Source organism: Rhodococcus sp. IEGM 1379 (assembly GCF_030056815.1).
Taxonomy (GTDB): Bacteria; Actinomycetota; Actinomycetes; order Mycobacteriales; family Mycobacteriaceae; genus Rhodococcus_F.
Genome location: NZ_JASHKR010000089.1, coordinates 11,737 through 16,741 on the forward strand (window position 1 = coordinate 11,737; position 5,005 = coordinate 16,741).

Annotated in this window: 6 protein-coding genes; all 6 read right to left on the bottom strand. The window is 62.0% G+C overall.

Annotated features, from left to right (window positions below):
• Positions 1–67: 67 nt before the first annotated feature.
• Positions 68–673, bottom strand: coding sequence for a 3-oxoacid CoA-transferase subunit B (locus QM600_RS25630; protein WP_283264520.1), 606 nt, complete (start codon positions 671–673; stop codon positions 68–70).
• Between the two features lie 41 nt (positions 674–714).
• Positions 715–1,470: a CoA transferase subunit A gene (locus tag QM600_RS25635; RefSeq protein ID WP_283264512.1), complete on the bottom strand. Its 756-nt coding sequence runs from the start codon at positions 1,468–1,470 to the stop codon at positions 715–717.
• Positions 1,467–2,300, bottom strand: a complete 834-nt coding sequence (locus QM600_RS25640) for an HpcH/HpaI aldolase/citrate lyase family protein (protein WP_283264513.1) — start codon at positions 2,298–2,300, stop codon at positions 1,467–1,469. The genes QM600_RS25635 and QM600_RS25640 overlap by 4 nt, the downstream gene beginning before the upstream one ends.
• Positions 2,297–2,782 carry a MaoC family dehydratase gene (locus QM600_RS25645; protein WP_283264515.1) on the bottom strand — a complete coding sequence of 162 codons (486 nt, stop codon included), beginning with the start codon at positions 2,780–2,782 and terminating at the stop codon, positions 2,297–2,299. The genes QM600_RS25640 and QM600_RS25645 overlap by 4 nt, the downstream gene beginning before the upstream one ends.
• A complete protein-coding gene (locus tag QM600_RS25650) occupies positions 2,779–3,942 on the bottom strand; it encodes an acyl-CoA dehydrogenase family protein (RefSeq protein WP_094271892.1) in 1,164 nt (387 codons plus the stop codon). The genes QM600_RS25645 and QM600_RS25650 overlap by 4 nt, the downstream gene beginning before the upstream one ends.
• On the bottom strand, positions 3,942–5,005 hold a 1,064-nt coding region (locus tag QM600_RS25655; RefSeq protein WP_283264517.1), incomplete at its 5' end, for a biotin/lipoyl-containing protein. The genes QM600_RS25650 and QM600_RS25655, both read right to left, overlap by 1 nt.

Here is a 5,005-nt window from a genome sequence, read left to right on the forward strand (position 1 = left end):
CCCCACCCCCCCCCCGCCCTCGGGGGGCGGCCGGGGGCCCCCCCGCTTCGAGAGACGAACCGATGCCTCAGATCAGAGTTACTCCCGTCACAGTCTGCAGATGCTCGGCACTGACGCCCGGAGCCAGTTCCACAAGCGCGATTCCGGCAGCTGTGACATCGAGCACGGCAAGGTCGGTAATGATGCGATGAACGACTCCCTGTCCCGTCAACGGCAGCGTGCACCGCTCGACGATCTTGGGGTTTCCGTCCCGGTCGGTATGCTCCATCACCACGATGACCCGGCGCGCACCGTGGACAAGATCCATTGCGCCGCCCATGCCCTTGACCATCTTTCCGGGCACCATCCAGTTGGCGAGATCACCGGTGCTCGACACCTGCATACCGCCGAGGACCGCAGTGTCGATGTGACCACCGCGAATCATTCCGAAAGAGAGTGCGGAGTCGAAGAATGCCGCGCCCGGGTTGACCGTGACAGTTTCCTTGCCCGCATTGATGAGGTCGGCATCAACCTTGTCGTCAGCTGGATACGGTCCGGTGCCGAGGATTCCGTTCTCGCTGTGGAGAACAACTTTGACGTCGTCCGGCAGGTAGCTCGGAATCAGGGTCGGCAAACCGATCCCGAGGTTGACGTACTCGCCCGGACGCATTTCCGCGGCCGCACGCGCCGCCATCTCGTGACGAGTCCACCCGATGCGAGTATCTTCTGCACTATTCACTGTGCACCTCCTGAGATGGTCCGCTTTTCAATCCTCTTGTCCTGCATACCCGTATGCACAACTCGTTGCACGAAAACCCCGGGCAAGTGAACATGCGCCGGGTCGATCTCTCCGGGCTCGACCAGCTTCTCCACCTGCGCGATGGTGATCCGTCCCGCCATTGCACACAGCGGGTTGAAGTTCATTGCAGTCTTGTTGAAAACGAGATTGCCTTCTGTGTCACCGATTTCGGCATGAACCAAGGCGAAGTCCGCAGTAATTGCTTCTTCCAACACGTATCGACGATCACCGAAGACAGCGGTCGCCTTGGGCGGCGAAGCCACGGCGATCGAACCGTCCGCGTTGTAGCGCCACGGCAAGCCGCCTTCCTCGATGGGCGTACCCACGCCGGCCGGTGTGTAGAACGCCGGAATGCCCGTGCCGCCGGCGCGTAGACGCTCGGCGAGCGTGCCCTGCGGCGTCAGCTCCACTTCCAGTTCACCCGAAAGGTACTGGCGTGCAAACTCTTTGTTCTCCCCGACGTACGACGCCGTCACTCGCGCTATGCGATGCGCGCCCAGCAGGATTCCGAGCCCGTAATCGTCGACGCCACAGTTGTTGGAGAACACCTCCAGATCGGTGGCGTCCCCGTCTGCGATCGCAGCGATCAACGTGTCCGGGATTCCGCACAGTCCGAACCCGCCGACAGCAAGCCTCGCACCACTGGCGATATCGGCAACTGCCTCAGATGCGGTACTCACGACCTTGCTCATACGTTGTTCTCCTTCGGTGAGAAGATTCCGGCGCGGTGAAGAAGCTTTTCGGCGTGACGCAGCACGGGAGCGTCCACCATCTTGCCTTCGAACGCGAATACTCCGCGTTCGGTGGCCACGGCCGCAAGAACTCTTGTGGCCCAGTCGATTTCTTGCTCCGAGGGCGCAAAAGCACCGCGAATGATCTCGACTTGACTGGGGTGAATTGCAACCTTGACATCAAACCCGACAGCCACGGCATCAGCGGACTCGACGCGCAGACCCTCAAGGTCCTTGATATCGAGGTACACCGAATCCACTGCCAGTCGCCCGTAACTCTTTGCCGCTAGAAGAGTGTTCGAGCGAACATGCTTGGCCACGTCGCGGTACGTGCCGTCCGGATGACGGCTGGAATTTCCGCCGAGCCCGGCCACCAGATCTTCGGCACCCCACATGACACCGATCGTATTGGCGGCCAGAGCAATATCGGCGACAGCCAAGGCACCGAGCGGTGATTCGACCAGCGCAACTACCTCGGCCGGAGCCAACGACAGGACGTCACCGGCCGACTCGCACTTGGAGAGCATCAACCGCGAGTAATGGGTACCGTCGAGCGCGAGAAGGTCAAGTTCATGCTCGCGCGTGCCGACCGGATTGACCCGCACCACGGTACGTTCAGGATCAAGTGGTGTATCGATCAACGCGATGCGCGCAGCTTCCTTGTCGGCCGGCGCAACTCCGTCCTCGAGATCCAGAATCACGACGTCTGCTACCGCGGCAGCCTTGGCGTAGCGCTCCGGTCGATCGGCCGGGCAGAACAACCACGAGGGACCGGGCACAGTCCAACTCACGACGACTCTCCTTCCGGGCGCAACTGCACCAACGTCTTTCGAGTAGCCAGAGCCACGAGGTCACCGTGCTGGTTCCGGCCGGTATGGACCAATGTCACGATACCTTCGCCGGGACGACTTTTCGACTCTCGCTTGTCCGCGATCAACGTCTCTGCGTACAGAGTGTCTCCGTGGAAAAGTGGCTTCGGGAAACTGATGTCGGAAAACCCGAGGTTGGCCACGATGGTTCCCTGGGTCAACTGCGCCACCGACAACCCGACGATTGTCGAGAGCGTGAACATCGAATTGACCAGGCGTACACCGAATTGTGTACCCTCACTGTACGCAGCATCGAGGTGCAGAGCCTGCGTGTTCATGGTCAGCGTCGTGAACAGGACGTTGTCAGCTTCGGTGACCGTGCGGCCGGGACGATGTTCATAGATCGCACCCAGTTCGAACTCCTCGAACCACAGTCCGCGCTGGACGATCCGCTGGGCGCTCACATTCCCAACTCACGGGCGATGAGCATCAACTGCACCTCGGTGGTGCCTTCACCGATTTCGAGGATCTTGCTGTCGCGGTAGTGACGAGCAACCGCGTACTCGTTCATGAAGCCGTATCCGCCGTGAATCTGGGTAGCGTCCCGGGCATTGTCCATTGCCGCTTCGGAGGAAATCAGCTTGGCGATGGACGCCTGCTTCTTGAACGGCTTGCCCGACAACATGAGTGCGGCCGCGTCGTAGTATGCGGTACGAGCAACATGCGCCCGAGCTTCCATGCGTGCAATCTTGAACGAGATGGCCTGGTTCTGCCCGATGGGGCGTCCGAAAGCCTCACGCTCCTTGGCGTATTTGACCGACTCGTCGACACAACCCTGCGCCGCGCCGACGCTCAGGGCGGCAATGGCGATGCGGCCTTCGTCGAGAATGCGCAAGAAGTTCGCGTAGCCGCGGCCACGCTCACCGAGCAGATTCTCCTCGGGGACACGAACATCCGCGAATGTGAGCGGATGGGTATCGGACGCGTTCCAGCCGACCTTGTTGTACGCGGGCTCGGCGGTGAAGCCCGGCGTCGTGGTCGGCACCAGGATGGTCGAGATCTCCTTCTTTCCACCGTCCTTGACGCCCGTCACCGCAGTGACCGTCACGAGCTTGGTGATGTCGGTGCCGGAGTTGGTGATGAACTGCTTGTTGCCGTTGATGATCCACTGTCCGCTGTCGAACTTGGCGGTGGTCTTGGTTCCACCGGCGTCGCTACCAGCGCCCGGTTCGGTCAATCCGAATGCGGCCAACGCCTTGCCACTGGTGAGCTGCGGGAGCCATTCTTCCTTCTGCGCGTCGTTACCGAAACGGTAGATCGGCATGGCGCCCAACGACACTCCCGCTTCGAGGGTGATCGCAACACTCTGGTCGACCTTGCCCAGTTCCTCGAGCGCGAGGCAGAGAGCGAAGTAGTCGCCGCCCATTCCGCCGTACTCCTCCGGGAACGGCAGACCGAACAGGCCCATCTCCGCCATCCCGGCCACAACCTCGTACGGGAAGGTGTGATTGGCGTCGTGCTCCGCGGCAACCGGCGCGACAACCGTCTTCGCGAAGTCGGCCACAGTCTTGGCCAACTGCTGGTACTCGTCCGGAAGTGCTCCGGTGGCAAGGTAATCGGTCATCAGGCGTCTTCCTTCTGAGTCGTATTCTCGGTCTTGTCTTCGGCAATTTCGTCCGACACAGGCACGACGCGGGCCAACAGCTGGTCCACCATCACCTGATCACCTGATTTCACCAGTACTTGCACAATGCCGTCGATCGGCGAACTGAGTGCGTGCTCCATCTTCATGGCCTCGACCACGACGAGTGGCTGCCCGGCGCTCACTGCGGAGCCGCTTTCCACGTTCACCGCGATCACGGCTCCCGGCATGGGGCTGGTGATCTCGGCGTCACCGGCATGGGCGTCTTCGCCGCGCACACTCACCTCGGCAACTTCACGTACGTGCCAGGTACCGTCGCCGGCGAGCCACAGTCCACCGTCGGTCTCGGCGACCACAAACGTGCGCCGGTGTCCGTCGATGACAACCACCAAGGCAGATCCCGTCAACGTTGCAGTGAAGGTGCGCGGCTGTGCCCCTTCGACCTCCACCTTCGCGTCGGCTGGTTCACCGGTGATCGCGACGTGCGCGATTCGTGTACCCGCCGAGAGCCGGATGCTGGTCGGAGCTGCCGTGCCGACGCGCCAGCCACTGGGGACATCCCAGGGATCTTTTGCCAGAGGCCAACGCTGCAACCAACGGTATGCAGCAGCTGCGATCAGGACCTCGTCCGAAGCATCCGCTGCCACAAAGTCTTCGACGCGGCGATCGAGCAAGCCGGTATCGAGCTTTCCCGCGATCACATCGGGGTCTGCCAGGAGGAATCGAGCGAATTCGATGTTCGTGACCACGCCCAGCACTGCGGTCTCGGCCAGCGCCCGGTCAAGCTTGCGCAGAGCACTGCCGCGATCGGGAGCGTGAGCGATGACCTTGCTGAGCATCGGGTCGTAGTCACTGCCGACGACGGTGCCCGCGAGCAGACCCGAATCGACACGGACGCCGGCTCCGCTCGGCTCGACCAGATCGACGACGCGGCCACCGGTCGGCAGGAAGCCGCGACTCGGATCCTCGGCGTAGACGCGGGCCTCGATGGCATGCCCGGTCATGGTGATGTCACTCTGCTCGAAGGCCAACTTCTCCCCCGTAG